Origin of the sequence: Aminobacter anthyllidis, assembly GCF_018555685.1 — a bacterium.
GTDB lineage: Bacteria > Pseudomonadota > Alphaproteobacteria > Rhizobiales > Rhizobiaceae > Aminobacter > Aminobacter anthyllidis.
Map to the genome: position 1 here is coordinate 539,859 of NZ_JAFLWW010000003.1, position 26,371 is coordinate 566,229.

A 26,371-nucleotide genomic window follows, 5' to 3' on the forward strand; every position below is an offset into this window, starting at 1 on the left:
TTACGCCTCCCTGAACTTGGCGCGGACATCGAGCGCTGCGATCACCGCGTCGCCGAACAGATTGAGGAAGACGACGGTCAGTGCCACTGCGAGGCCGGGCAACAAGATCACCCACGGCGCGATGAACAGCTGGGCCGTGCCGGAACTCATCATCGCACCCCAGCTTGGCGTCGGCGGCTGCGCGCCCAGTCCGAAGAAGCCGAGCGTCGCCTCGAGGATGATGGCATCTCCCGTTGCCAGCATCGCCGCGACCAGAACCGGAGCGAGCGCATTCGGCAGCAGGTGCGAAAACAGGACGTGGGCATGGCCGGCGCCAAGGCTGATTGTCGCCTCGACATAGGTCTCGCTCTTCAGCGACATGATCTGGGTTCGCGTCAGCCGGGTGAACTGCGCGAGATAGGCGATGGCAATGGCGATCACCACGCCCTCCAGCCCCGGGCCGATGATGGCGACCAGCATCAGCGCGATCAGGATTTCGGGAAACGACCAGGTCAGGTCGATGACGGTCATCACGATGCGATCGAACGTACCGCCGAAATAGCCGCAGGTGGCGCCCAGGACCAGGCCGAGCAGAACGGAGATGCCGATCGCCGTGACGCTGACCGAGAGCGAGGTGCGCGCCCCGGTGATCATCCGCGACAGCACATCGCGGCCGAACTCGTCGGTGCCGAACAGATGCGTCAGCGACGGGGCCTGGTTCATGATGCCCAGGTCCTGCTGGTCGTAGGGATATGGCGACAGCCACGGCGCAAACAGCGCGCCGATGACCAGAAGCAGCAGAAACGCCCCCGATATGCCGCCCTTGAAGGTCGAGACTGCCTTGAGCAGTGCCAATGCGCGATGCTTGATCATGCCCGTGCCTCGCGCTGGCGTGGATCCATCGCCGCCTGGACGATATCGCCGATCAGGGCGCCGATTATGACGGCCATGGCCAGCATGAGAAGGCAGCCCTGCACCAGCGGATAGTCGCGCTGGTTCAGCGCCCGGATCAGCAGCGAGCCGAGGCCCGGACGGGCGAAGACATATTCGATCGTCACGGCACCACCCAAAACCCAGCCGATGCGCAGGCTGAGGATGGTGACGACCGGAACCATGGCGTGGCGCAGCACATGGCGCAGCTGGATGATGAAGGGCGGCAGGCCCTTGGCGTGCAGCAGCATCACGAAATCCTGCCTGGAGGTCTCGATCATGGCGATCCGCGTGACCCGCGCCACCAGCGCGATACCGCCGAGACCGGCAGCAATTACGGGCAGGATGAGCGAACTCCAGCCGCGGGCGCCCGACACCGGAACCCAGCCGAGCCACACCGCGAAAACCAGGATCAGCATCAAGCCGAGCCAGAAGCTTGGCACCGTCGAGCCGAGCAGGATGAAGCCGGTGATCGTGTCGTCGACGCGGGTGCCCTGGTAGCTCGCCGCGATGACGCCGGCAGCGATGCCGGTCAGCGTCGAAAACAGCAGTGCCGCAACACCCAGCTCGAGGCTGTAGGGCAGGTTTCGGGCGATCAATGCGCTTACCGGCCGCCCCTGGATGATGGAGGTGCCGAGATCGCCGGTCAGAAGCCGCCCCATCCAGGTGACGTATTGTTCGATCAGGCTGCGGTCGAGACCATACTTCGCCGCGATCTGCAGCCGCTGCTCCGGCGTCGAGCCTGCCCGCAGGAGATTGTCGATGGGGTCGCCCGGTACCAGGTGGATGATGAAGAACACCACCAGCGAGACGACAAGGAATACGGGCAGCAGCAAAACAAGCCGCCTCAAGGTGAAGCCGATCATTATCGTCCCGCCGACCGCTTAGCCAACGACCTTGATGTCGACGGTCGTTGCCTGCACCAGCTGCGTGCCGCGCAGCTTTTCCGGCACTTCGAGCAAGGTCTTGTTGAATGCGTAGTTCTGCACCGGCTCATGAATCGGAACGAACAGGAAATTGCCGATCAGGTTCTCCTGATACTTCCTGAAGTTGGCCACGCGCTCATCCAGCGTCTTCGACTGCTGCATGGCGACGTTGCGAAGCTCCTGCGATTTCTCGTCCTGCCAGCCGGACGAGTTCGGATAGGGAATGTTGGTGGTGCTGAAGAACCAGTCGAGAATATCGGCGTTGTTCCAGCCATACTGACGCACCGCGAGCTGATGCTGGCCCTTCTTGAGCTGATCGACGACCGTCGTGCTGTCGAAGATGTCGATCTCGACAACCATGCCGATTGCCTTGAGCTGCGCCTGGACGATCTCGGCAGTACGTTTGATCGCCGTCTCCGACTGCGCCGTCAGCTTGATCTTCAGCGGCTTGCCGTCCTTGACCCGGATGCCGTCATCACCGCGCTGCCACCCGGCCTTGTCCAGAAGCTCGTTGGCCTTGGCCAGGTCGTGGTGGATTTCCAGCTTGGGATCGATCTTCGATTCCACCAGCGTGCTGATCAGGAACTGGTGCGCTTCGAGGCCAACGCCGTTGAAGACGCTCTTCAGGATCGCGCCCTGGTCGACCGCCAATGCGGTTGCCTGGCGCACGGCGGCATCGCCGAAAGGCTCGGCTCGGGTGTTGAACGCAAGATACGTGATCCCGAAGCCAGGCAGGCTCCGGAAGTCCAACGTCTCTTCTGCCTGAAGTTGCGGCAGGAACTGGTCCGGCACGCCGAGCAACAAGCCGACGCCGCCTGTCTTCAGTTCGAGGAAAGCCGTCGAGGCGTCGGGAATCTCGCGCAGGGTCAGCCGCTTGATATGCGGTGCTCCCTTGTTGTCCGAAAGGTCGCTGCCCCAGCTGTAATCCTCATTGGCGACCAGCACCGTTTCCTGGCCGACGGCAAAGCTCTCGAGCTTGTAGGGCCCGGTTCCGACGGCCTCGGTCACGCCAAAATTGTCGCCGGCTGCGTCATAGGCCTTCGGCGACGGGATGCCCATGAAGGACGACGCCAGATTGTAGATCAGATTTGGCTCCGCCCGTTTCATGATGAAGCGAACGGTGTAGTCGTCGACAAGCTCGACACGATCGACGGCATCGACGAGGTACTCGTTGGGGCTGCCTTTGAACTTGGGGATCCACCACGCTATGGTCGCGGCATTGAACGGTTCACCATCATGAAAGCGAACGCCTTGCCGCAACTTGAAGGTCCAGTTCATGCCGTCCGGGCTGTTCTCCCAGGATTCGGCGAGATGGGGATGGTAGGACTGATCGACATCCTGCTCGATCAGCCGGTCGTAGATCAGGGTCGCGACGGTGCTGAGCAAGGTGGCGCGGATTGGATCGTGATGAGGGGCGCCGATTTCGGCACTGCCGAGAGCGAACACGGCCTCCGGTTCTGATGCCCGCGCTGAATATCCTCCAGCCAGTCCGAGGCCCGCGGCCAGCGTGACCACCGATACCGAAGCAAGAAACCCACGTCGATTCATGTTCAACCTCCCCTTGGAAAATTGGCAAAAGCCCGCCATGCCGCGGAAGCAGCATTTTTTCGACAACAGACAAGAATTCGCGAGCTGGCACGGTCAGATAACCTGCCCCAGCTATGCGCCGTTTCCTCCCGGTTGCTGTTTTGTGCTGGCGTAAGCCCGCAACCCAGCAACGATTTTCTTCCCCGCTCCTCAACGAGGTGTGGCCAAGCTATTTTGAAAAAAAACAAACGTCAATCGATTCTGTGATAGAATTCTTACAAGAAATCCCGCCCCAGACAGGGAGAGCAAAATGACGGAATCGGTCCGCCGGCGGCTTGTCGAAAGCCTCGCCACCGCCACCAACGCCGAAAAGGCGCTGGCCAACTACATGTTGGCAAATTTGAACGGCGTGCCGTTCGAGACCTCGGCGACGCTTGCCGGCAAGGTCGGCGTCAGCGAACCGACCGTCGGGCGATTCTGCCGGACGTTGGGTTATGCGCGTTTCAAGGATCTCAAGGAGGATCTCCGCGACAACATCGGCACGCAGCCCTGGCTGGCTGGAGACCGGCTGAAGGAGTTCCGCGACCGCAGCCAGAACGGCGATGCGCTGGCGCGCAGCCTGGAGCTGGAGATCGCGGCACTGCTCAGGATCTACGAAATCGCCGCCACCAAGGAGTGGGCCCGCGCCGTCAAGCGCCTGGCGAACACGCCCCAGCTGTTCGTCGCCGGCTTCCAGACCGAGCGCGGCATCGCCCAGTACTTCGCCAACCAGCTCCAGTACCTTCGCCCCGGCGTTCAGCTCGCCGACATCGCCGGCGGCAACTTCAGTGAAATCCTGCTGAACCCGCCCAAATCCACATGCCTGGTGATCTTCGAGGCCCGCCGCTATTCGCGCCTGAACCTGCTTCTGGCGCAAGAGGCCAGGAAGGCGAAGATCCCGATCACGCTGGTCACCGACGCCTTCTGCGACTGGGGGCGCGACCTTGCCGACGAAATGTTCGTCGTGCCGACCGAATTCGGCATGTTCTGGGAATCGACGGCGCAGATGGCCAGCCTCGGCAATCTGCTGATCAACGGCATCTTCAACGAGCTCGGCGTCACGATCGAAGGACGCATGAACAAGGTCTCGGAACTGCACGGCAAGATCACCGGCTACGTCGGCGACTAGCCGAAAAGGATCCGGTGTTCGGCCAGCCAAGATCCGTGGGAAGGCGTTGGCCGGGTGGCGGCCCCGCGCGATCCGGTTTCAGGCTGGTGGTGTCACCTGCCCGACCATCCAGTCGAACAGCTGGTTGGTCAACAGCCCCGCCGCCTTTCGCTCGGGAACGACGAAATAGTAGCTCTTTTCGGTCTGGAGCGGCATGTCGAGCACGACCTGCAGCTTGCCGTCGCGCAGTTCGCTTTCCACCAGATAGAGCGGCAGCAGCGCGACGCCCAATCCGGCCACGGCAGCCTCGATCAGCATGGTGAACTGGTCGAAACGATGTCCCTGATACGCACCTTGCGCATCAACGCCGGCAGCCTGGAACCAGTTCGCCCACGCCTTGGGGCGGGTCGCCATGTTGAGCAGCGGCGCATGCGCCAGTGCCTCGGGCGTTGCGATGTCGCGGCCGGCGAGAAAGCCAGGGCTGGCAGCCGGCACGATGACCTCGCGGCAGATGTAGCGGCACACCGCATTGGCCCATACCGGCTGGCCATAGTGGATCGCCGCGTCAAACCCCTGCTCCTCGAGGTCGAACTGCTCCGAACGCGACACCACGTTGAGCGCGATGCCGGGATAGGTCTTGAGGAAGGCCGGCAGCCGCGGCACCAGCCAGCGGCTGCCGAAGGTCGGCAATGTGGCGAGGCTGAGCAGCGACACACCTGAGCTGGCCATCGCCCTAAGCATCGCCGCCTCGCCCTGTTCGAGCAGCTTGCGGGCGTCGGGCAGGAACTTCTGGCCGGCGGCCGAGAGCACCACGCGCTGGCGCACCCGCTCGAACAGCAGCAGGCCAAGCTGGGCCTCGAGGTCGCGGATCTGACGGCTGACGGCACTTTGCGAGAGATTGAGCTCGCGGCCGGCCAGCGTGATGTTGCCATGACGGGCGGCGGCCTCGAAGGCCTGCAGCTTGCCCAGGTCAGGAAGGAGCGTGCGCGCAGCGGTCATTCGGTTTTCGCATCAACTTAGATGAATTCAGCGCAATTCAGTGCCGATGGAACCGGATATAGCACTGTCGAAGCATGAAGTCGCCCATGCCGAATGCGAAAACAGAGGGTTCGAATGTCGCCGTCTCCTTTCATGTCGCCCGATGCCATCCGCGCCGCCTTCTCCGCGGCTATGTCGGCCATGTACCGCGATGAAGTGCCCGCCTATGGCACGCTGATGGCCTTGGTCGCCGACGTCAACGAAGCAACACTCAACGATCAGCCGGTGCTGCGCGCCAGCCTGGAAGCGACCGAGACGCTCGACCGCATCAGTGAGGAGCGCCACGGCGCCATCCGTCTCGGCACCGAAGCCGAGCTTGCCATGATGCGGCGTGTGTTCGCCGTGATGGGCATGTTCCCGGTCGGCTATTACGACCTCAGCGAGGCCGGCGTGCCGGTGCACTCGACCGCCTTCCGGCCGGTCGGCGAAGCCGCGCTCAAGATCAACCCGTTCCGGGTGTTCACCTCGCTGCTGCGGCTCGACCTGATCGCCGACGAAGGCCTGCGCGCCACCGCCGAAAAGACGCTTGCCCGCAGGCAGATCTTTTCCGACGCGGCGGTAGCACTTGTCGGCAAGGCCGAACGCGAAGGCGGGCTGTCGCATGAGGACGCCGGCCTGTTCGTCGCCGAGGTGCTCGACACATTCCGCTGGCACAGTGAGGCAAGCGTCGACCAGGCGCTCTACGCCAGGCTGCATGACGCGCACCGCCTCATCGCCGACGTCGTCTCGTTCAAGGGCCCGCACATCAACCATCTGACGCCGCGCACGCTCGATATCGACGCCGTGCAGGCCCAGATGCCGTCGCGCGGCATCGTGCCCAAGGCGGTCGTCGAGGGTCCGCCCAGCCGCGATTGCCCCATCCTTTTGCGCCAGACTTCGTTCAAGGCGGTCGAGGAGCGCGTTTCGTTTCCTGATGAAAACGGCAAGCTACAGACGGGTTCGCACACGGCGCGGTTCGGCGAGATCGAGCAGCGTGGCATTGCACTTACACCGAAGGGCCGCGCGCTCTACGACAGGCTGCTGAACCAGGCCCGTGCCACGGTGCGCCCCTCCCCCGATGGCTCGAATGCGGGCGGCTACCACGCGGCGCTCGCTGAGAGCTTCGCCGAATTCCCGGATGACTGGAATTCGATACGCAAGGCCGGGCTCGGCTATTTCCTCTACACCGTCGACGACGCAGTGGCCGGTGCGCGCGGCAGCGACATCGAAACTCTGATTACCGCCGGCGCGGTGCGTTTCGACGCAATCGTCTACGAGGACTTCCTGCCGGTCTCGGCCGCCGGCATCTTCCAGTCCAATCTGGGCGACGACGCCGTGCAGGACTTCACCGCCAGCCCCAACCAGCGCCTGTTCGAAAAAGCGCTCGGTGCAGCGGTGCTCAACGAGTTCGAACATTATGCCGGCATCGAACGGGCATCGATCGAGCGCTGCCTCGCCACGCTGAAGGCGTTTTCGGACGCGGCCTGACCAAGCATGCTGGCGCGCGAACACATCGACAACCTCAGTGCCCTGCTCGGCGCGGGCGGGCTGTTGACCGATCGAGCCGACATGGCCGGCTACGAAAAGGGCGCGCGCTATGATAGCGGGCGCGCCGCCTTCGTCGCGCGGCCGGCGTCCGTCGAGGCCGTCTCTGACGTCGTCGGCTATTGCGCGCGCCATGCCATCCCGCTTGTGCCGCAGTCCGGCAATACCGGGCTTGTCGCCGGCTCGACGCCCGACGACAGCGGCACCGAAGGCGTGCTGAGCCTCGAGCGGCTGCGCTCCACCTTCGATCTCGATGTCGACAACCGCAGCTTGCGCGTCGACGCCGGTTTCCGCCTCTCGGAGATCAACGCCCGGCTCGAGCCGCACGGCCTGTTCTTTCCGATCGACCTCGGCGCCGACCCGATGGCCGGCGGCATGGTCGCGACCAACACCGGCGGCGCGCGCTTCCTGCGCTTCGGCGACGTGCGCCGCAACACGCTCGGGCTCAAGGTGGTGCTCGGCGACGAGACAGGCACCATCGTCGATCTCGGAGCCGGCTTGCGCAAGGACAACACCGGCGTCGACTGGAAGCAGCATTTCATCGGCACTTCAGGCGCCTTCGGCGTCGTCACCGAATGCACGTTCAACCTGGAAAGGTTGCCGCAGCAGACCGCGACTGCCTATCTCGTGCCGCGCGCGCCCGAGCACGTGACTGCCCTGCTCAACGCGATGGAAGAACAGCTCGGCACCTACCTCAGCGCCTTCGAAGGCATGTCGGGGGCTGCCATCACGCGCACGCTCGCCCATGTCGAAGCACTGCGCAATCCGTTCCCCGGCGGTGCGGTGCCCGACTACGTCATCCTCGCTGAGGTATCGCGCTCCTGGCCGCGCCGCGAGAGCGAGCAGCCTTTGGAGGCCGTGCTCGAGGAGGTGCTATCAGAGGTCTGGAGCCATTCGGACGAGCCCTTGGCCGATGCCTTCATGGGTCCGCCGCAGGAGATGTGGGCGCTCCGGCACGCGCTCTCCGAAGGCGTGAAATCGGCAGGCTATGTCGTCGGCCTCGACCTCTCCTTCGCCCGTGGCGGCGTGATGCCATTCCGCGCCCGGATGAGCGAAATGCTGGCCAAGGAATTTCCTGATGTCGAGGTCTGCGACTTCGGCCATGTCGGCGATGGCGGCGTGCACTTCAATCTCGTCGTTCAGCGCGAAGCCGACGGCTCGGTGGATACCGCACGGATCGACGCGCTGCGCGAACGGGTGATCTCGATGTCAGTCGAGCAGCATGGCGCAAGCTTCAGCGCCGAACACGGCCTTGGCCGCCGCAACCAGCATTTCTACGACCGCTACACGCCACATAAGCTGAAATCGATGGCCGCCCAACTCAAGCAGGCGATTGCGCCGGGCCCGCTCGGCTCGACGCGGCTGGGTTGATCAGGGCGCCTGAACGAACACGACAACCGGAAGGACAAAACGATGACGATAGCGAAGGAAACAGCCGAGTTGCTCGGCAAGCTCGGCGTTGCCACAACCGCCTTCAGCGGCGGCGACCTGATCGTGCGCAGCCCGGTGACGGGCGAACAGATCGGCGCGCTGAAGTCGATTTCATCAGATGAAGCCGGTGCCGTCATCGAACGGGCCGATGCTGCCTTCAAGGCCTGGCGCAACGTGCCGGCGCCCAAGCGCGGCGAACTCGTGCGCCTGCTCGGCGAGGAACTGCGCACTTCCAAGACCGATCTCGGCCGCCTGGTCTCGATCGAAGTGGGAAAAATCCCGTCCGAGGGTCTCGGCGAAGTCCAGGAAATGATCGACATCTGCGACTTCGCCGTCGGCCTGTCGCGCCAGCTTTATGGCCTGACCATCGCCACCGAGCGTCCCGGCCACCGCATGATGGAAACCTGGCACCCGCTCGGCGTCGTCGGCGTCATCTCGGCCTTCAACTTCCCCGTCGCGGTGTGGTCGTGGAACGCGGCCCTTGCCTTTGTCTGCGGCAACTCGGTGGTCTGGAAGCCATCGGAAAAGACGCCGCTGACCGCCCTTGCCTGCCAGGCGATCTTCGAGCGCGCGGCAAAACGCTTCGGTGCTGACGCGCCGGAAGGCCTGTCGCAGCTGCTGATCGGCGACCGCGCCATCGGCGAAGTGCTTGTCGACCACCCCAAGGTGCCGCTGGTCTCGGCCACCGGCTCGACCCGCATGGGCCGCGACGTCGGTCCGCGCCTGGCAAAACGTTTTGCCCGCGCCATCCTCGAGCTCGGCGGCAACAATGCCGGCATCGTCTGCCCCTCGGCCAATCTCGACATGGCGCTGCGCGCCATCGCCTTCGGTGCCATGGGCACCGCCGGCCAGCGCTGCACCACCATGCGCCGCCTGTTCGTCCATGACAGCGTCTATGACCAGCTCGTGCCGCGCCTGAAGAAGGCTTATCAGAGCGTCTCGGTCGGCAGCCCGCTGGAGACGGCGTCGCTCGTCGGCCCGCTGATCGACAAGGCGGCCTTCGACGGCATGCAGAAGGCGCTCAAGCACGCGGCAGAAAGCGGTGGCAGCATCACCGGCGGCGCCCGCGTCGAGCAGGGTCATGACGGCGCCTATTACGTCAAGCCGGCACTGGTCGAGATGCCCGGCCAGGTCGGTCCGGTGCTCGAAGAGACCTTCGCGCCGATCCTCTATGTCATGAAATATTCCGACTTCGACCAGGTGCTCGAACTGCACAACGCCGTCGGTGCCGGCCTGTCGTCGTCGATCTTCACGCTCGACCTGCAGGAAGCCGAGCGCTTCCTGTCGGTCGAAGGCTCCGACTGCGGCATCGCCAACGTCAATATCGGCACCTCTGGCGCCGAGATCGGCGGCGCGTTCGGCGGCGAAAAGGAGACCGGCGGCGGCCGCGAGAGCGGCTCCGACGCCTGGCGCGCCTACATGCGCCGCGCCACCAACACGGTGAACTACTCCAAGGCGCTGCCGCTGGCACAGGGCGTGTCCTTCGACATCGACTGACCATGACGACACCGGCTGCGGCGGCATCAGCGCCGCCGCAGCCGCACGATATCAAGCGCCGTCCGCAAGATGCGGGCGGCGCTGCCTGAAACAGACCCGGCTCGGGCTTCACATCCCGAGCCGGGTGGATTTTTCCCGACAACCTGAAGCCACGGACGCCTGGCGATGCTCAGCACCTCGCAAACACCGCATTCACACGGGGCGCGTTCGCATGGCCTTTGGGAAGCCACGGCGCCAGTGGCACCGGCAACCTCGGCGCTCCAGGGACACGTATCGACCGACATCGTCATTGTCGGCGGCGGCTACACCGGCATGTCCTGCGCGCTGCATCTTGCCGAGGCAGGCCGGCGGGTGGTGCTGCTCGAAGGCAAGGAGATCGGCTTTGGCGGCGCCGGTCGCAATGTCGGCCTGATCAATGCCGGACTGTGGCTGGCGCCGGACGATGTGTCGGCAGCACTCGGGCCCGATCATGGCGAGCGGCTGCTCAAGCTGCTCGGCGAAGGACCGGCCGAGGTAATGGCGCTCATCGACAGGCACGGCATCGATTGCGAACTGGAGCGCAACGGCACGCTGCACTGCGCGGTCGGCTCCGCCGGCCTCGCCGAGATCAAGGAGCGCGAAGCGCAGTGGCAACGGCGTGGCGCGCCGGTCAGGGTGCTCGACGCCACGGAAACGGCGGCAAGGCTCGGCACCTCGGCCTATCTCGGCGCACTGCATGATGCGCGGGCGGGAACGCTGCAGCCGCTGGCCTATGCGCGCGGGCTGGCGACAGCTGTCATCAACGCCGGCGCAACGCTCCACACCGCGAGCCCCGTCACCACAGCTGCGCGGAAGGGAGACCGCTGGCACCTGACGACGCCAGGTGGCACCATCGACGCCGACTGGGTGGTCGTCGCGACCGATGCCTACAGCACCGGGCCATGGCAAATGGTGCGTACCGAACAGGTCCACCTGCCCTACTTCAACCTGGCGACACAGCCGCTCGGGTCCGACCTGTTGCGAAAGATCCTGCCCGGGCGCGAAGGCGTGTGGGACACAAAGACCATCCTCTCCTCCTTCAGGCTGGATCGCGCCGGCCGGCTGGTGTTCGGCAGCGTCGGTGCGCTGCGCAATTCCGGCACCGCAATCCACAAGGCATGGGCCCGTCGTGCCCTGTCCAGGCTCTACCCCGAGCTTGGCGACATCACTTTCGAACACGAATGGCATGGACAGATCGGCATGACCAGCGATGCCTTGCCCAGGTTCCACACATTCGGCCCCAACGCCGTCGGCTTCTCCGGCTACAACGGTCGCGGCATCGCGCCTGGCACGGTGTTCGGCCGCGAGCTCGCGCTGCTGATATCGGGCGAGAAGAGCTACGCCGACCTGCCCCTGCCGGTCTCCGATGTGACGCCTGCACCATTTCGCCGAAGCCGCGAAGCCTGGTACGAAGCCGGGGCGCAAATCGCCCATCTCATCTGAGCGCAGCAAGCGAGGCGGATGTCTCCGAGCGATCGCATCTCCAGACAGGAGACGCCCGTCGATGCCTATGCCATCCATCTCGTCCACAACCTGATCCGCGGCTGCGACCCCGGCGCCTGGCGCCTGGACCTCGGTCAGCGGCACCAAGGTCAGGCTGTTCGAAGCGCGCAAGCACCTGGTGCGCCGCTTCGAGGACGTCGTCGGCAAGCCCAGTGAGATTACCTCGATCGGCAAGCGCAGCATCAGCATTGCGGTGCAGGGTGGCGTGGTGGAAATCTTCAAGGTTCGCACGGAAGCCGGCCAGAAGCTGTCGGGTGCGGGCCTTGCCGAAGCCTTTGGCCTGAAGCCGGGCATGAAGATCGAGGCACCGGGCGTGGCGAAGGCGGCCGAGCCCGTCGCCTGACGATACTCGTCTGTCAGCCGCTGAGCTGACCATCCTGCCGCAAAAGCCGCCGAGCCATCGGCGGCTTTTGTCGTTCCGTTGAACCGCCCATCTCGACTTCGCCAACCACATCAAATGCCAAGGCCGATCGGAATAACCGCATTCAAGCAAAGCGACAGCCACGTAATGCTGCCGCAATGCGCCACCTCTATTCCGTCACACGGAAGATTTGCCAAGGAGAACTCATGCAGGTTTCCGTGATCATTTTGACGTTTGCTGCCGCGAGTATGGTGTACGTCTATCGTTTCCGAGGTGAAGCCCGCTACAAAACCCTGACTGAGTACATTCGCAAGGGCTGGCCGATCTTCACGCCGTTCAATTGCGTGCTCTTCATGACCACGCACCGACGTGGATCAAAGGCCGTTCTCGACCCGGTCGAGTTCCCGGAGGTTGGCCTGCTACGTCAGAACTGGCAGACCATCCGGGATGAAGGGCTGGAGCTCGTGCGCCAGGGCTACTTTGACGCTACCAAACGTCCGGGCACGGCAGGCTCCTACGATGTCGGCTTCCGGACGTTCTTCAAGTATGGCTGGAGCCGCTTCTACCTCAATTGGTACGGCTACACGCACCACTCCGCGATGCGGCTCTGCCCCAGGACGGTGGAAATATTGCACAAGGTGCCTGCGGTGCATGGCGCCATGTTCGCCTTCCTGCCGGCGGGCGCGCAACTCACCCGGCATGCCGATCCCATCGCCGTATCCCTGCGCTACCACCTTGGCCTCGCGACACCCAACTCGGACGCCTGCTTCATCAACGTGGATGGCCACAACCAGAGCTGGCGCGACGGCGAGGTGCTGATGTTCGACGAGACCTACCTGCACTACGTCCGTAACGACACCGCCTCCGATCGCCTCATCCTCATGTGCGACGTCAAGCGCCCGCTCAATCCAATCGGGGCGCTGTTCAACTTCTTCTACCAGGGGATAACGCGCGCCTCGGTCGTACCCAACACGCCGGAAGACCGTCGGGGCTTGGCCAACAGGATCTTTGCCTGGCTTGCTCCCCTGCTGGCACGCAACAAGGCGCTGAAGTCGACCAACCGACGGCTGTACTATGCCATCAAGTGGTCGGTGAATATCCTGCTGCTGGGGTTGGCCGTGGGCGCAGTTCAACTGGTTGGGCAACTGGTCTGAAGGCGGGCTGCCGCTCTAATTCAGCCATTCGTCAATCCGGAATAGCCTCAGGCATCGCCATTTTTCATATGCCTGTCTGCTGCGTCGGACGGCGCGGGCACGCCTGCCGCCGCATCAAACAACGTTCAAAGCGCCGATGAAGCGCACACCGACCGCATGCACGACATGCAGCGGCAAGTCCGCACCGGCGGCGCGTGCCTTCATCCGCAGGCGCCGAAGCGCTGCGTCGAGGCGGCGGCTTTCAGGGTCGGAGCTGCTGTTGCCGAACAATGTGTCCAGCACGTTGCGCGGGACCGTGGCACCGGCGGCCCGCGCAAGCTGCTCCACCAGCATCGCCTCGCGACCGGACAGCAGGATCGGCACCCCCTCTGGCGAGATCAGCCGGTGTCGTTGCAGGTCCAGCAGCCAAGGACGTTCCTGGGCGTGTTCCGGGATGCGATCCTTACGGTCGGCCATTGCCTTGGCCGACAGAGCGGCCGACCTGACCCGTCGCGCCAAATTGGCGATAGCAAGTGCCAGTTCCTCGCCGTCGACCGGCTTGGTCAGATAGAGGTCGGCGCCCTGTTCGTATCCCTTGATCCTGTCCTCACGGCCGGTGCGCGCCGTCAGCATGATGACGCCCATCGGCTTGCTGGAGGAAATGACCCGGGCAAGCTCGAAACCGCTGACGTCGGGCAGATTGACGTCGAGGATCGCGATGTCGAAATCGCCATCCATCAACGTCGTGTAGAAACCGGCCCCCGAGGCAACGTCGGTCACCTCGATCGCCTGCAGGCGCAGATAGTCGGCAATGCCCTGCCGCAGATCATGGTCGTCCTCGACGAGAATGACGCGGACGGCGCGATCGCTGCTGGACTTTGCGGCTTGTAGAGAAAGGACAGTTGTCGTCATAAGGCACAGAGCATTCGAATCAATAATGAGCCTGATCACGGCTGCGACCACACTGTCATGCAAGATGAAACTGTCGTGAGGCGTGCCGCGTTTCGTTGGGCGGCACGGCTGGGGAAATACCTTCCGCTTGCTTTGTTCGCCATGTTGTTGGCCCTGATGGCATGGCCTGCCGCGGCAATTGGGCCTTCGCCGGCGCAAGCCACGACAAACGACATTATTCCGCCGGAGGGCCGCAAGCTCTCAGTTCTCGCCGATCCATCGTGGGCACTGTCGCTAGCCGACGTGCTCGCGCCAGAAGGCCAGGCGGCATTCAAGCCGGTCGCCGGACCAAACGTGAACTTCGGCTACACCCGCAACGCCAACTGGCTCAGGCTCGAGCTGAACGCCGCCGCATCCGGCACCGCGTTGTTGTCGCTGGCGCCGAATTTCCTCGATTCCATCGACGTCTACATTGCCCGTCAGCGCCCCGGACTGACCAGCGCCGACTTCACGCCCTACCATCATGGCGACCATCGCCCGCTTCCAGGCGATGGGCTTTCAGGCCTGCAGAATGTTGTGCCGTTGTCCCTGTCCGCCGGCGAGACGACGCTGATCTACATCCGCATCGCCAATGCCAACTCGTCGACACATCTGAACATCGGGCTCTACCCGATGGCGGAACTGACGACGCGGGCCACCGAAGCCAGCCTTTTGTCCGGCCTGTGGTTCGGCGGCATGGGTGTGCTGCTGGTCATCCAGCTGGTCTTCTTCCATTTCGACCGCAAGCCGCAATATCCCCTGCTGGCTTTGAGCACACTCGGCATCATGCTCGTCTATGGCGGCAATCTCGGGCTGAGCCGGATGCTCTTGTTTCCAGACAATGGTCCCGGCAACGACCTGTTCATGGGCGCGTCAGCGTGGTTTGGCCTGTTCGCCAGCGCGCTCGCCTATTCCAGCATCCTCGAACTGCCGCGGCTCGCCCCCAGGCTGCACCGGGTCTACCAGGCCAGTGCCGTGGTCGGCCTCGTCGGCATCGGCTTCGCCATCTGCAAATCCAACATCGTGTTCGGGCCGATCGGCAACAATTTCGCGCTGCTGATGGGCGTGGTCAACGTGGCGCAAGGACTGCGCACGGCAAACGAAAGCGGCGCGGCAAGCCGATTGCGCGCCGCCGCATTCTGTGTCCTGTGGATCGGCTCGGTGCTGTCCTTGATGCAGAGGCAGGGTTATCTCGGGCTGCCCAACGTCTTCTGGCACGCCTACGCGATCAGCGGTCTTGTCCAGGCGATCCTGCTGACCGGCGCCCTGGGCGTCAGGCTGCGCGCCGCCGAGGCGCTGACCCGCCAGATGCGCGAGCAGGCGCTTGTCGCGGCACAGGATGCCGAAAGGTCGGCGAACGCGCTGGTCGTCGAAAAGACGCGCGAACTCGTGGTCGCACGACAGATCGCCGAGGACGCACTCCAGGCCGAACTGCGCTCGCAGCAGCAGCAGGTGCGCTTCATGGAGGTGATTTCGCACCAGTACCGCACGCCGCTTGCCGCCATCCGCTCCAATGTCGACAGCATCGACATCAGCCTGCCCAAGGCGGATGACAGCAACCGCGCCAGGGTGAAACGCATCCAGCGCGCCATCGTGCGGCTGGTCGAAATGCTCGAGGTCAACCTGGCGCGCAGCCGCCTGCAAGGGCCGTCGTTCAAGCCTGAAATGTCCGACGCGGTCGCCAGCGACATCGTTGCCGCCGCTGCGGCGCGTGCACTGGACCTGATGCCTGGAGCCGAGATCGAAGTCGTGATTGAACCTTCGGCCCGGAGCCTGCGCGTCAACGCCGACGCAGCCATGATCGAGCTTGCCTTGGTCAATCTGCTGGAGAACGCGGTAAAATTCTCCGCCGCTGCGACGCCGTCGCAGGTTGTCCTGTCGCTCGGCGCCATATCAGGCGCCGTCCGAGTTTCCGTGGCCGACAGCGGCATCGGCATTCCGGACCGCGAGTTGGAGCGCGTCTTGGGCCACGGCGTGCGCGGCTCGAATGTCGGCAACATCGAGGGCTCGGGCACCGGCCTGTCGCTGGTGTCGCGTATCGCCATAGCCCATGGTGGGTCGGTCGGAATTGTCAGCACCGCCGGCAAGGGTACGACCGTCCAGATGACCCTGCCCTTGGCATCGGACTGCGGCGACACCATGCAGATTGCCAGCGCGGCCACCGCCTAGTTTTCCTGAAACGTCGCGTCCAGACGAATCCGGCGCGCTGATGCAGGCGCGCCACGATTTTCGTTCCAATTCGTTACAACTCGTTCCATCTCGTTGCTGTCGCTGCCTTGCCTTGCCTCATAAATAGACGCCCTTGAGGGTGGAATGATCGACTGACGGCCGTCTGCCCCGAAATCGGAATATGGGGCATCGGGCTATGACGAAAACGGCAACACTGGACATGCGCGACCTGCGCGGTCCGACCAGGCGCAGCGCGCTGAACCTTTCATTGCGCGCGCGGCTGCGGATCGGCACTACGCTTGCGGGAATCGCGCTGCCGCTGGGCCTCCCGGGCCTTGCCATGGCCGCCGACGAATGCGGCGCGCCGATCGGCGGTGTCGTCAACTGTACGGCAGCGGGCAATCCCTACGCCGGCGGGATCACATACAATGCCGGTGGTCAAGATTTCACGCTGAACCTGTCCGCCGATGCGGAAGTACGCTCGTCCACAAGCGCCACCGGCGTCAGCGTGTCGAGCTACGGCGGCGACCTGAAACTCAATCTGGACGGGGGAATCGTAACGAATGGCGCCGGCGTTTATGCCGATTCCAGTGGCGACAGCGTTACCGTGAACGTAAACAGCATCAACTCGACAGGTGACGGACTTTCGACCTATGGCCGCGATGGTTCGACAACGATCAATGCCGGTTCGATCGAGAGCGGGAGGGTCGGAATAACCGCGTTGAGCAATGACGGGTCGATCGCGATCGACGTTCATTCGCTTTCGACGACCGGCGGTGTCGGAATAGACGCCTTCAGCAATGGTCGCGGAATGATCGAGATCAACAGTGACGGGCAGCTGTCTACAACTGCAGACTTGAGTTCAGGCATCGTTGCCCAGACGAACGGGAACGTCGTGATTGACGTCAACAAGGTGACGACCTTGGGCCGGCACAGCCAAGGCATCCTGGTCGTCACCGACGACTTCGGCCTGATCGACATCTCAGCCGCATCCGTTTCCACCGCCGGTATCGAAAGCCACGCTATCAACGCTCGGGCGCTTGCCGCAGGCGGCGCGATCGTCATTGATGCAGGTTCCGTGACCACGCTGGGCGATGGAAGCATCGGCATCAATGCCAAGAGCGTTGATGGCAGCATCAACATCACGAGCGGTGGCGCGTCCACTGCGGGCCAGGACGCCATCGCGATCAGGACCGAAACGTCCACAGGCGCGATCACGATCGAAAACACGGGCCCCATCTCGACGCGTGGAGATGCAAGCCATGGCATTCTGGCCTTGTCCACCGGCGGCGCCATATCGGTGACGAACAAGGGTTCGATCACGACCACGGGCATCGGCGCCGACGCGGTGCAGGCCGTCTCCACCACCGGTGCCGTTACGGTCGCCAACACCGGCACCATCTCCACCACAGGCGTTCTCAGCCGAGGCATGTTGGCATCCTCCACCCATGGCGCCGCGTCCGTCACGAACAGCGGCACGATAACGACCGTCGGTGACAATTCGGCAGGCATCATCGCTGAAAGCATCACAAACAACGCCACCGTCACCAACAGCGGCAGCATCACCACGACGGGCGCGCGTTCAGACGCGATCTGGGCGACGAGCGACCGGGGCGACGTCACCGTAGTCAACAGCGGCACGGCCGCAGCGACAGGCAACGGCTCATCCGGCGTGTACGCCAGTTCGAACCTCGGCGACGTCACCGTGATCAGCACCGGAAGCGCAAGTGCATCGGGTGATATGAGCGCCGGCGTCCTCGCGCAAAGTGGCTCGGGAAATGTCTTGATCGACGTCGTCTCTGCGTCTGGAGCTGGTATTCGCGGCAACGCCGTCTCCGGTTTCTCGGCGACAGGCAACGTTGTCGCAAAGGTCGGCACGGCCTCGACGAACGGTGAAGCTTATGTGGTCAGCCTGGCGAGCCAGACAGGTGACCTGAGCCTGGTCGCAGGTGACCTGACCTCCCGTGGCGACGTCGCGATCGGCGTAAGCACCGCGACCGACACCGGTCGCACCGACCTGAAGGTCAAATCGGTCACGACGATGGGCATGGAAAGCACCGCCATTGCCGCCGAGTCGGATACTGGGGCGATCGCAATTGATGTCAGCGGGCCGATCACGACTTCCGGCAACCTCTCGGACGGTATTGCCGTCACTTCCACGACCGGCGCTGTGACGATCAACGCGCTTGGTCCAATCGTGACGACCGGACGCGATGGCGATGGCATCAATGTCGAGACGGATAACGACGTCACGATCAGCACGTCCGAGATCAGCACCGCTGGCAGGTCGGCCGACGGCATCCTCGCAAGTTCGGGCAGCGGCAAGCTGACCGTCGTCAGCAATGGCATGGTGACCACGACAGGCGACCGCAGCGAGGGCATCGATCTCTCCAGCACCAGCGGCGACATCGACGTGGTGGCCGGCTCTGTCACTGCCAGCGGCGAAGACAGCGGGGCCATCGAAGCCAATAGCGGTTCGGGCTCGGTTCGTGTGGTCAGCACCGGAACGGTGTCGACTCTGGGCGTGGAGAGCACCGGCATCCACGCCTCGGGCGGAGCCGGCAGCACCGTCAATGCTGCCACCGTGTCAACGCTCGGCGAGGACTCGATCGCAATCCAGGCGATGGCGGATACGGGCGATGTCAGGGTCAGCGCGCTTGATGTTCTCGCCTCGGGTGACGGCAGCGACGGCATCGTGGCCTACAGCGCCGGCGGCTCGGCCACGGTAACGGCGCGCAACAGCATCGCGCACGCCAACGCCATCAGTGCCATCAGCCGCGCCAAGGACGTCAATGTCACTGTTTCGGGCACCGCCGCCTCGACAGCATCCGACGCGATCGTCGTCGACAGTGCGACAAGTTCGACTGTGACCATCCGGTCGACGGCCCGGGTTCACGGCGCCGCCAGCGCCATCGTCGCCAACGGCCCCGTCGTCACGATCGACAATGCCGGCTTCATCAGCGCCGGCACCGGCCCGACCTTGATCGCGACCGGCGGCACAGCCAGCCTCACCAACTCCGGCACTTTCGTCGGCAGCGTCCGTTTCGACGCCGGCAACGACGTCATCGGTAACAGCGGCACCTTCGCACTTTCCGGCCTGAGCGAGTTCGGCGGCGGTTCCGACCGCTTCTCCAACGCCGGTATCGTCAACCTGCTCGCCAGCGCAACGCTCCAGGACCTCGAGCGCTTCGACAATGCGGGCCTTATCACCTTGGCCAACAACCGTGCCGGCGAGGTGCTGGCGATTTCGGGCGACTATGTCGGCAGCAACGGACAGCTGGTGCTCGACGTCGATGCGGCTTCCGGCACGGTGACCCATGACCAGCTGGTGCTTGGAGGCACCGCGTCCGGCTCGACCACCATCGTCCTCAACTCGCTGCGTGGCGGCGCCTTGCTGCCCGGACGCACGCTGACGCTCGTCGATGCCGCTGGCGGCTCGGCTGCCGGCGCCTTCACGCTTTCGCCGGAATCGGTGAACACAGGCTTCTCGCACTATGGCCTGCGTTACGACGCGACAGGCGACGACTTCGTCATCACCGCCGCCGAAGGCCTTGGCCTGTTCCAGACGCTGAAGATCAACGAAGGCGCACAAGCGCTTTGGCGCCAGTCCGCCGACGCATGGTCGGCCCGCACCGCTTCCCTGCGCGATCCGGCAAAGAATGCCGAGCAACAAGGGCGCCTGTGGGCCCAGTTCTACAGTTCGGCCGACGAACGTGACCAGACCTATGCCGCCAGCGCCGGCGATTTCGACATCTCCTATCGCCAAAAACATGTCGGCGGCCAGTTCGGCGTCGATCTCGGCCAGATCGGTGGCCTCACCTACGGCCTGACCGGCGGCTATCTCGCTTCGGGGTTGAGGTTTACAGGCACGGAAGATCGTACCGACTACGACGCCTTCAACCTCGGCGCTTATGCCCAGGGACAGTGGGGCAACTATTTCGTCAACGCGCTCGCCAAGTACGACATGTTCGGGGCCAGGATCGACAGCGTGACCGGCGGCTTCACCGAAAAGCTCGACGGCAAGGCCTATGGCCTGCAGCTCGAGGCCGGCGCGCGCTTCGGCACCGCCAACCTGTTCTTCGAGCCGGTTGCCAGCCTGGCCTACAGCCGCACCGATCTCGACACGCTGGCGGCATTGGGCGCGACTGTCGATTTCGCCAACGCCGACAGCCTGCGCGGCAAGGTCGGCGCCCGTGTCGGAGGTACCGCGACATTGCCATCCGGCATCGCCACCTACTACCTCGGTGCGCATCTGGTGAACGAGTTCCAGGGCAAGGGTGGGGCGCGCCTGGACACCGGATCATTGACCAGTTCGCTGGTCAATGATCCGGTTGGCCCCTATGGCCAGCTCCAGCTCGGCGCCACGCTGACGGCCGGGAATGGTCTCACCAGCTTCGTCGAAGGCACCGCCTCCGCCGGCAGCGGCTACCAGAACTACGGCGGCCGCCTCGGCCTCCGCCTGGCGTTCTAGGCCGGCCCACGTAGCGGGCATGTGCCCCCAAATGCCCGCGACGACCTGCCTGACGGCGTCAATCCGGAACCAACATCCGGGTTGACGCCGATTATCCGCAAACAGGTGCAGCGCAGCCCGCATTCGTCATGCCCGCGTCAGCACCACCGGAATTTGAATTCGGATCGCCACGGCAAGGGGCCGAGGCATGCGCAATCGTTGGGTCGAGCAATGCAAGCCGGGAGGGGCCGCCCGACATCGGCTTCAGTATGGCGAGGCCGCGCACAAGATGCGTCACATTGCCTGAAATCGCGGCCGGCGCGTTTCGTTGAACCAACTGCCCAACCTCAATGCCAGCCGGCATCTCAACTGATTGGTAAAACAGCAAAATGGTGGGCCCGGAGGGACTCGAACCCCCAACCAAGCGGTTATGAGCCGCCGGCTCTAACCATTGAGCTACAGGCCCCACGCCCGGCTGGATAGTAAGTTTTGCGCGCTGGCACAAGCCATCTTCGCGCATCTGTTGCGCGCTGCCGCAATCCACCCATAATCCGCCCCTATTCGACACAATTGAAGGGCTCAGGACAACGGAGATTATATTATGAATCGCAAATACATGGCGCTGGCACTTGCAGCAGTACTCGCACTTCCCGCCGCAGCCGCCCGCGCCGACTCCCAGCCGTCGCCGCGCATCATCGTCACCGGCGAGGGCGAAGCCTCGGTCGCGCCCGACCTGGCGCTGCTGTCGCTGTCGGTGATGCGCGAGGCCAAGACCGCGCGTGAGGCGCTCGACGCCAACAACGACGCCATGGCCGCCGTGATCGCCGCGATGAAGAGCGCTGGCGTCGCCGACCGCGACCTGCAGACCGCCGGCATCCAGATCCAGCCGCGCTACAACTACACCAACAAGCCCGACGGCTCGCAGGATGCCGAACTCGTCGCCTACCAGGTGATCAACACCTTGTCGGTCCGCGTCCGCGACATCGCCAAGACAGGCGAGATCCTCGACAAGGCCGTGTCGCTCGGCGTCAACCAGGGTGGCGGCATCACCTTCACCAACGAGAAGCCCGAAGCCGTCATCACCGAGGCGCGCAAGCTTGCGGTGACCGACGCCATCGCCAAGGCGAAAGTCCTGGCCGAGGCAGCCGGCGTCAAGGTCGGCAAGGTGCTCGAGATCACCGACCAGTCCTATGCCCCGCCGCCAATGCCGATGCAGGCCAAGTCGTTCGACCGCGCCGCCGGTGCCGCGCCCGTCGAGGCAGGCGAAAACGCCTACCGTGTCCAGGTCAACGTCACTTTTGAATTGAAGAACTGACCGGCGAATTGACCCTGCCGCGCGTTCGCCGCGCGGCAGAATTCACGCAAGCGGATCGCCAACAATGAAAAACCCCGGAGGCCAGGCCTCCGGGGTTTTGTTTGGAGCCACACCCTTCCCTGGAGAAAGGGGCTCCCGCTACTGCGATCGGGTGTAACCGATGCTGTGGGTGCCGGCGAACCGGATTACCAGCGAACGACCGGGCAATTCGGGGCACGGGCGAAGGTGATCGCGACACGCTCGCCATACTTGCGTCCGCTGACAGTGATCGAGCGGCGGTTGACGTCGACGACGCGGGCGCGGCGCAGGCCCATGCGTTCCGCCTTGTCGACGGCGCGGTCCGGCGAGCAGGCGCGGTCCCAACGGCCACCCGGACGGCCGCCCCAGCGGTTGTCCTGACGGTTGTCCCAGCGGCCGCCGTTGCGGTTGTCCCAACCGCCGTTGCGGTTGTCACGGTCCTGGACATAGATGCCGACGTTCGGCTGGCCCTGTCCAAGGTTGAGATAGAGGCCTTCCGCCTGGGCCGTCGCCGGAATGGCGGCCAGCGTGCTGAAACCGATGACGGCAGAAAGAGCCGCAGTCTTGATCTTGTCGAACATGGTCTTCTCCTTGAACTCGGTGGCGTCAAGCCATCTGTACCTGAGCGATGACCACACAATGCGCCGCCCAAGCTGAACCGTTTTCGAACCGTGCATTCATTTTCGGTTCATCTGGCAAATATTTGATTCTGCTGATTATTTCTTACAGCCAGCAACATTGCGTGAGTCGCCACGCAGGAGCGAGTAGCCGCCCGAGGCGTCGACAATATGGCAATGACGGAGGAATCGGCGGCCTACGGCTCTTCCTCGAGCATGTGGTCGAAATAGTCTTCCGGCTCGGCCAGGTCGTCCTCGGAAGCAGTCAGCTTGCCACGCACCGAAATGCCGGCCTCATGCACCGTTTCAGGGCTGCCCGAGACAAGGTGGTGCCACCAGTAGAGATCGTGGCCCTCGCCGACCAGGCGATAGGCGCAGGTGCTGGGAAGCCAGGAAATCGTGCGTACATTCTGCGGCGTTAGCCCGACACAGTCCGGCACGCGCGCGAGGCGATTGGCATAATCGGCGCAGCGGCAGGTCGCGCCATCGAACAGGCGGCAGCCGACGCTGGTCCAGTAGATCTCGCCGGTATCCTCGTCCTCGAGCTTGGACAGGCAGCATTTGCCGCAGCCGTCGCAGAGTTGCTCCCACTGAGTGGGGTTCATCGCCTCCAGCGGCGTCGTTTTCCAGAAAGGCTCGTCCATGCTCTGGCAAATGGCGCGGCTGGCCGTCCGCGTCAAGCGAATGCAAGGTTCGCATTCATCGCCAGTTCAGCGAAACCACGATATTGCCTTGTTGATGTCGGGCAATCGCCCCGATGCGATGCGACTGCCACGCCAAGCGGAACCATTGACGGTTCCATCTGTTTGGGCCGGGACGGGACCAAACTTCACTTCGAGGAGATTTCCAACGATGAAACGCCAACCACGGATTCTCGCAGGCACGGCAATCGGCCTGTTCATGGCATCCGCGCCGTTGGGCGCCATGCCGCTGCCGAACGGCCCGCTGGCCGACGCAGCCACATCGCTGCCGCTGATCCGCATCCAGTCGGACTGCCAGGAAGGCGAATCGGCGGAAGCCTGCGCCGCGCGCCAGGGCGCCGGCCAGCAAGCCCCCGCTCCCGAGCCGCAGGCAGAACCTGCCCCCCAGCCGGAGCCGGCACCGCAGCCTGAGCCCCAGCCCGAACCTCAGCCGCAGGCCGAACCCGCGCCGCAGCCGCAGGCAGAGCAACCAGCACCCCAGGCCGAAGAGCCGGCACCCGAGCCGCGCCGCAAGAAGCGCGAGGCCCCGGCGGAAGAACCGGCACCTCAGCAGGAGGTCGCCCCGCAGGCCGAACCCGAGCCTCAGCCGCAGGCGGAAGAGCCCGCCCCCAAGCGCAAGAAGCGCGAGCCCGCCGCCGAACAGCCGGCAGAACAGCCCGCTGCCGAGCCGGAGGCGACGCCGCAGCCAGAGCCGCAAGCCGAGGAGCCGGCCAAGACGCCCGAGGTCGCTCCTCAGCCCGAAGCACAGCCCGAGCAAAAGCCGCAGGCCGAGCAGCCCGCCGAACAGCCCGCAGTGAAACCTGCCGAGCCGACACCCGAACAGGTCCCCACACCTGCCCCGGCGCCCGAAACGACGGCTCCATCCGGCGAAGCTCCCGCGCAGGGCGAACAGCCTGCCGCACAGCAGCCATCGACGGAGCAGCCCGCGACAGGCGAGCAGCCGGCAACGGGCGAACAACCCGCGACAGGCGAGCAGCCGGCGGCAAAGCCTGCCCAGCAGGGCGAAGCGCCTGCGAACCAGCCGCCGGTGAACCCGAACGAGGCACCGCTGCTCGACAGCCAGAAGGAAACGCCGCCCGCCCAGGCCGGTGGCCGGCAGCCGGCTGCCGAAGGCCAGCCCGCCCAGCCGGCGCCCGAAGGCCAGACTGGCGAGCAGACGGCGCAGCCTGTACCGGTGCCCGTCGATCCCGGCCCGCCGCCGGTCGACGACAAGACCGCCACGGAAGCCGCCCAGCCTGTCGATATCCAGGCCGTCACCGCCGAAAAGGGTACCCGCATCGAAAAAATGCCCGAGTTCGACCTGCGCCGCAGGCCGCGTCCTGAAGGCAGCGAGTTCCTGCGCGAGATCGGCGACCGCGTGATCATCCAGATCAACAACCAGATCATCGTCGAGAGCAACGACCGCCCGCGCATGACGCGCGACGCACAGGAGGTCTACTACGAGGACCTGCCGCGCGGCAGAACCCGCGAGGTCATCATTCGCGACAACGGCAATCAGATCATCACCATCCGCAACCGCTATGGCGACGTCGTGCAACGTTCGCGCATCACGCCCGACGGCCGCGAATATGTGCTGAGCTATGTCGACGACCAGTATTACGAGGGCATGGACGAGTGGCGCGATCCGGGTCTCGACCTGCCGCCGCTGCAGCTGCATATCCCGCGCAACGAGTACATTCTCGACGCGCAATATGTCGAGGATGACAACGCCTATTACGACTTCCTCGAGCGTCCTCCGGTGGAGCGCGTGAAGCGGCTCTATTCGGTCGACGAGGTCAAGCGCTCGGCCCGCGTGCGTGATATTGCGCGCCGCGTCGACCTTGACACACTGAGCTTCGAGTTCGGCTCGGCCTCGATCCCCGAGGCAGAGATTGCCAAGCTTGAGGGCGTCGCCAATGCGATGGAGAAACTGCTCAAGAAGAACCCGGCCGAAACCTTCCTCATCGAGGGTCACACCGACGCCGTCGGTTCCGATGTCGCCAATCTGGCGCTGTCGGATCGCCGCGCCGAGGCCGTGGCCGATGCGCTGACCAATGTCTTCGGCATCGCGCCGGAGAACCTGTCGACGCAAGGCTACGGCGAGCGTTACCTCAAGGTGAAGTCGCAGAAGCCGGAGCGCGAAAACCGCCGCGTCGCCATTCGCCGCATCACGCCGCTGGTGGCGCCGATCGCCAGCGCCAACTAGCGCCAGGCGACAACGAAACAAGGCCCGCTCCGCGCAACGCGGGGAGCGGGCCTTTCCTTGATCCAGCGCCCTGTCTGGCCACGGAATCGCCGGTAACAATCACGCGATCACCCGGCTTTGGCCATTGAATCGCTGGATTTTGATGCCACTTTGTGGGTGACGTGGTTCCCTGCCCCGTCCCATCTCCGGCGTTTCAGGAGATCAGGCCCGGCCGAATCCCCCCTCCAGCGGCCGGGCCTTGTTTTATCAGCCAAGCTGTTGCATTTGCTCGTCGAGCGCCGTCCTTTCGCGAGGGTGCTCCAATGTTTGAACCGGCATCGTGCTTCCTTGGAACGGTTTCGCTCCTGAATCCGATGCGCCAGCCCGAAACTCCACACTTCCCAACCTTCGGACGAATATTGATGAAGCGCCTCGAACACGCCGTTGAATCCATCATCCTCGCCTCGCGCTGGCTGCTCGTGGTGTTTTACCTCGGCCTCGCCGTGGCGCTCGGCATCTACGCGCTGTCCTTCGTCAGGAAGCTGTACGAGTTCGTCATGAAGGTGATGGTGCTCGACGACACAGACACCATCCTCAAGGTGCTCGGGCTGATCGATGCCGCGCTGGTCGCCTCACTCGTGGTGATGGTCATCATTTCCGGCTACGAAAACTTCGTCAGCCGCTTCGACAACCACGATGGCGAGGTCCACTGGCTCGGCACCATCGACATCAGCTCGCTCAAGATCAAGGTCGCCTCGACGATCGTCGCGATCTCGTCGATCCACCTGCTGCAGGTCTTCCTCAACCACCAGCAATACACCTCCGAACAGCTGATGTGGCTGACGATCATCCACCTGACCTTCGTCTTGTCGGCGCTGCTGCTCGCCTACATCGACCGCCTCACCGGCCTCTCCAAGAGCGAAAAGAAGGCCGGCGCCGAGGACGGCCCGAACATCTGAACGGATGCTGGCCGGATTCATTTCCTCAGCCGCG

19 protein-coding genes and 1 tRNA gene are annotated in these 26,371 nt (G+C 64.3%); 12 read left to right on the top strand and 8 right to left on the bottom strand.

Annotated elements, in window-relative coordinates:
* Genes J1C56_RS12190 through J1C56_RS12200 form a run of 3 tightly spaced genes read right to left on the bottom strand, consistent with a single transcriptional unit; the run spans position 1 to position 3,383 of the window.
* On the bottom strand, positions 1 to 852 hold the full coding sequence (locus tag J1C56_RS12190; protein WP_214389412.1) for an ABC transporter permease: 852 nt from the start codon (positions 850 to 852) through the stop codon (positions 1 to 3).
* Positions 849 to 1,775 carry an ABC transporter permease gene (locus J1C56_RS12195; protein WP_214389414.1) on the bottom strand — a complete coding sequence of 309 codons (927 nt, stop codon included), beginning with the start codon at positions 1,773 to 1,775 and terminating at the stop codon, positions 849 to 851. Before J1C56_RS12195 ends, J1C56_RS12190 begins: the two co-directional genes overlap by 4 nt.
* 18 nt (positions 1,776 to 1,793) lie before the next feature.
* Positions 1,794 to 3,383 carry an ABC transporter substrate-binding protein gene (locus J1C56_RS12200; protein WP_246591320.1) on the bottom strand — a complete coding sequence of 530 codons (1,590 nt, stop codon included), beginning with the start codon at positions 3,381 to 3,383 and terminating at the stop codon, positions 1,794 to 1,796.
* A gap of 289 nt (positions 3,384 to 3,672) precedes the next feature.
* Between J1C56_RS12200 and J1C56_RS12205 the strand changes: the two genes are divergently transcribed.
* Positions 3,673 to 4,530: a MurR/RpiR family transcriptional regulator gene (locus tag J1C56_RS12205; RefSeq protein WP_214389416.1), complete on the top strand. Its 858-nt coding sequence runs from the start codon at positions 3,673 to 3,675 to the stop codon at positions 4,528 to 4,530.
* Positions 4,531 to 4,608: 78 nt separating this feature from the next.
* Here J1C56_RS12205 and J1C56_RS12210 read toward each other — a convergent pair whose 3' ends face one another.
* Entirely contained in the window at positions 4,609 to 5,508 is a 900-nt protein-coding gene (locus J1C56_RS12210; RefSeq protein ID WP_214389418.1) for a LysR family transcriptional regulator, read from the bottom strand.
* Positions 5,509 to 5,622: 114 nt separating this feature from the next.
* Here J1C56_RS12210 and hglS point away from each other — a divergent pair, with 114 nt between their 5' ends.
* From hglS to J1C56_RS12240, 6 genes are all read left to right on the top strand, one after another.
* A complete protein-coding gene (hglS, locus tag J1C56_RS12215; RefSeq protein ID WP_214389420.1) occupies positions 5,623 to 7,014 on the top strand; it encodes a 2-oxoadipate dioxygenase/decarboxylase HglS in 1,392 nt (463 codons plus the stop codon).
* A 6-nt stretch (positions 7,015 to 7,020) separates the two neighbouring features.
* Positions 7,021 to 8,442, top strand: a complete 1,422-nt coding sequence (locus J1C56_RS12220) for an FAD-binding oxidoreductase (protein WP_214389422.1) — start codon at positions 7,021 to 7,023, stop codon at positions 8,440 to 8,442.
* Between the two features lie 42 nt (positions 8,443 to 8,484).
* Positions 8,485 to 9,999 carry an L-piperidine-6-carboxylate dehydrogenase gene (gene amaB, locus J1C56_RS12225; RefSeq protein ID WP_214389423.1) on the top strand — a complete coding sequence of 505 codons (1,515 nt, stop codon included), beginning with the start codon at positions 8,485 to 8,487 and terminating at the stop codon, positions 9,997 to 9,999.
* 165 nt (positions 10,000 to 10,164) lie between these two features.
* Complete coding sequence (locus tag J1C56_RS12230) at positions 10,165 to 11,460, top strand: NAD(P)/FAD-dependent oxidoreductase (protein WP_214389425.1); 1,296 nt, start codon at positions 10,165 to 10,167, stop codon at positions 11,458 to 11,460.
* A 154-nt stretch (positions 11,461 to 11,614) separates the two neighbouring features.
* Entirely contained in the window at positions 11,615 to 11,863 is a 249-nt protein-coding gene (locus J1C56_RS32865) for a hypothetical protein (protein ID WP_246591361.1), read from the top strand.
* Positions 11,864 to 12,087: 224 nt separating this feature from the next.
* Positions 12,088 to 13,035 carry an aspartyl/asparaginyl beta-hydroxylase domain-containing protein gene (locus tag J1C56_RS12240; protein WP_214389427.1) on the top strand — a complete coding sequence of 316 codons (948 nt, stop codon included), beginning with the start codon at positions 12,088 to 12,090 and terminating at the stop codon, positions 13,033 to 13,035.
* A gap of 114 nt (positions 13,036 to 13,149) precedes the next feature.
* Here the strand turns inward: J1C56_RS12240 and J1C56_RS12245 are convergent, their stop codons facing one another.
* Positions 13,150 to 13,926: a response regulator transcription factor gene (locus tag J1C56_RS12245; protein ID WP_214389429.1), complete on the bottom strand. Its 777-nt coding sequence runs from the start codon at positions 13,924 to 13,926 to the stop codon at positions 13,150 to 13,152.
* 156 nt (positions 13,927 to 14,082) lie between these two features.
* On the opposite strand from J1C56_RS12245, the gene J1C56_RS12250 reads away from it, so the two are divergent.
* Together J1C56_RS12250 and J1C56_RS12255 are read left to right on the top strand one after the other, a co-directional pair.
* Positions 14,083 to 16,113, top strand: coding sequence for a sensor histidine kinase (locus J1C56_RS12250; RefSeq protein WP_214389431.1), 2,031 nt, complete (start codon positions 14,083 to 14,085; stop codon positions 16,111 to 16,113).
* A 196-nt stretch (positions 16,114 to 16,309) separates the two neighbouring features.
* Complete coding sequence (locus J1C56_RS12255) at positions 16,310 to 20,584, top strand: beta strand repeat-containing protein (protein ID WP_214389433.1); 4,275 nt, start codon at positions 16,310 to 16,312, stop codon at positions 20,582 to 20,584.
* A 369-nt stretch (positions 20,585 to 20,953) separates the two neighbouring features.
* Here J1C56_RS12255 and J1C56_RS12260 read toward each other — a convergent pair.
* Positions 20,954 to 21,029 (bottom strand) — tRNA-Ile (locus J1C56_RS12260).
* A gap of 135 nt (positions 21,030 to 21,164) precedes the next feature.
* Here J1C56_RS12260 and J1C56_RS12265 point away from each other — a divergent pair.
* Positions 21,165 to 21,878, top strand: a complete 714-nt coding sequence (locus J1C56_RS12265) for an SIMPL domain-containing protein (protein ID WP_214389441.1) — start codon at positions 21,165 to 21,167, stop codon at positions 21,876 to 21,878.
* A gap of 185 nt (positions 21,879 to 22,063) precedes the next feature.
* Here J1C56_RS12265 and J1C56_RS12270 read toward each other — a convergent pair whose 3' ends face one another.
* Both J1C56_RS12270 and J1C56_RS12275 read right to left on the bottom strand, forming a co-directional pair.
* Positions 22,064 to 22,477 (bottom strand): hypothetical protein, encoded by a 414-nt coding sequence (locus tag J1C56_RS12270; protein WP_214389443.1) that lies wholly within the window; start codon positions 22,475 to 22,477, stop codon positions 22,064 to 22,066.
* 233 nt (positions 22,478 to 22,710) lie between these two features.
* Positions 22,711 to 23,157: a YcgN family cysteine cluster protein gene (locus J1C56_RS12275; RefSeq protein ID WP_214389445.1), complete on the bottom strand. Its 447-nt coding sequence runs from the start codon at positions 23,155 to 23,157 to the stop codon at positions 22,711 to 22,713.
* 208 nt (positions 23,158 to 23,365) lie between these two features.
* Here J1C56_RS12275 and J1C56_RS12280 point away from each other — a divergent pair, with 208 nt between their 5' ends.
* Positions 23,366 to 25,399, top strand: a complete 2,034-nt coding sequence (locus J1C56_RS12280) for an OmpA family protein (RefSeq protein ID WP_214389447.1) — start codon at positions 23,366 to 23,368, stop codon at positions 25,397 to 25,399.
* A gap of 401 nt (positions 25,400 to 25,800) precedes the next feature.
* A complete protein-coding gene (locus tag J1C56_RS12285) occupies positions 25,801 to 26,337 on the top strand; it encodes a TIGR00645 family protein (protein WP_214389449.1) in 537 nt (178 codons plus the stop codon).
* Positions 26,338 to 26,371: the final 34 nt, after the last annotated feature.